The sequence below is a fragment of the Actinosynnema sp. genome (genome assembly GCF_052038725.1).
Genome location: NZ_JBQGCX010000794.1, coordinates 1 through 1,896, shown reverse-complemented (window position 1 = coordinate 1,896; position 1,896 = coordinate 1). Strand labels below are relative to the sequence as shown.

3 protein-coding genes are annotated in these 1,896 nt (G+C 73.5%); all 3 read right to left on the bottom strand.

The window, feature by feature from the left end:
• Positions 1–206 (bottom strand): DegT/DnrJ/EryC1/StrS family aminotransferase (locus ACTUAL_RS16360; RefSeq protein WP_440900874.1); only part of this gene is annotated, 206 nt, incomplete at its 3' end.
• Positions 203–1,021, bottom strand: coding sequence for a class I SAM-dependent methyltransferase (locus ACTUAL_RS16355; RefSeq protein WP_440900873.1), 819 nt, complete (start codon positions 1,019–1,021; stop codon positions 203–205). The genes ACTUAL_RS16360 and ACTUAL_RS16355, both read right to left, overlap by 4 nt.
• Positions 1,018–1,896: NAD-dependent epimerase/dehydratase family protein (locus tag ACTUAL_RS16350; protein ID WP_440900872.1), on the bottom strand; the 879-nt coding region annotated here is incomplete at its 5' end. The genes ACTUAL_RS16350 and ACTUAL_RS16355, both read right to left, overlap by 4 nt.

The window sequence follows — 1,896 nt, the reverse complement described above, 5'->3', positions numbered from 1 at the left end:
AGCGCGGCGGTGCAGGAGGAGAGGGCGAGCGCGCTCTCCACGCCCAGCTCGCGGCGGAACGCCTCTTCGAACTGGGCGGTCTTGGGCCCGGCGGTGAGCCAGCCGGAGCGGAGTGTGTCGATCACCTCGGCGATCTCCTCCTCGCCGATCAGCGGCCTGTTCCAGGGCAGTCGGGGCGCACTCGCGCCGATCGGGTCGGCGGTCACCGGCGCACCGCCTTGACCACGACCTGGTCGGACACGGCCCGCAACCGGGCGGACGCGCCGAAAGCGCGGTCGAGCTCGCGCGCCTTCGCGAAGAGCGCGGCCGACTCCTCCGCCCCGTGTTCCGCGTTCGCGTGGCGAACGGCGGAGTAGAAGGGGTTGGCGATGTCTTCGACCGGGTCGAGCCCGACGTCCGCCGCGGCGGAGAGGAGGTCCGGCACGGTGACCAGCTCGCAGAAGTAGCCGTTCTCCCACTGGACGCCCACCCGGTGCGGGTTGTCCGCGCGGGCGCCCGAGAGCAGGGCGCTGTCCGCGTTGTTCAGCTCCAGCAGGAGCGTTCCGCCCGGCTTCAGCACGCGGGCGATCTCGGCGAGCGCGGCGTGGCGGTGTTCCGAGGGCACGTGCTCGAACACCCCGAAGCACACGACGACGTCGACCGATCCGTCCTGCAGGTCCACCGCGTCGACACCGCCCAAGCGGACCTCGGCGTTGCCCAACCCGGCGATGCGCCTCCGCGCCCTGTCGAGCATCCCCGGCGCCAGGTCCACGCCGACGACCCGCTCCGCGGCGCGGGCGAGGCGGGGCAGCAGCCTGCCGACCCCGCAGCCGAGGTCGAGGACGGTCCGGCCCGCCAGGTCGGGCAGGAGCGCGTCGAGGCAGTCGTCCTCCCACGCGGCGTAGGCCCTGCTCATCTCCAGCGGCTTGCCCTGGCACAGCACCGCCGCCTCCTCTGCCGCGCGATCACCCGGCGGCACCGCGAGCAGTCGTTCGCCGCCCCAGTAGCGGGCCGCCGCGGCGCCGTCGTACACCGCGCTCATCGCTGCCCCCACGCGGTCGCGTAGTCCCCCGCCAGCCGCTTCATCGGCTCGCTCGCGACGACGGCGATCCGCCGCTCCTCCAGCGCCAGCCGGAGTCCGCGCAGGTTGTCGTACTCCACGCGGTCGGGGTCCCCGAGCTCACCCCGCTCGATCGCACCCGCGATCTCCCGGATGCCCGCCTCCAGCGCCGTCGTGCACGAGCCGGGGAAGCGCCGGGCCACCAGCTCGAAGCTGACCCGGTAGTCGCGCCGGTCCTCGGCGTCCTCCTGCTCGTCGATCCGCGCGCCGGGCACCGAGGACACCACGGCCTCCGCGATCTGCTTGATGGAGTGGTTCTGCCCGTCGCTGCCGACGTTGAGCACGGTCGCCTCCCCGGCGGGCTCGGCCGTCAACGCCCGCCGGACGACGTCGGCGACGTCCGCGACGTGGACCAGGGGCCGCCACTGGCCGCCGCCGCGCAGCGGGACGACCGCCTTGACCACCGCGCGACTGGTCATCGAGTTCACCACCGAGTCCAGCCGCATCCGCGGCGACAACCCGAAGACGGTGGACAACCGCAGCGTCGTCAACTCGACCTCACCCCGGCACACCTCGGCGAGGTGCTCCTCGGCGAGGAGCTTGGTCCGCGCGTAGACCGAGAGCGGGGCGGGCTCCACGTCCTCGGTGACCAGGACGTCCTTCTGCCTCCCGTAGACGCTGCACGTGGACAGGAACACGTACTTGCCCACACCGGCTTCGACCGCGATCTCGGCGGCCAGCACCGGCGCGGCGTAGTTGAGCTGGACCGCCAACTCCTCGTCCACGGCGCAGGCGGGCTCACCGACCAGGCCGCCGAGGTGGACCACGGCGTCCGCTCCCTCGAGCGCCGCGCGCAG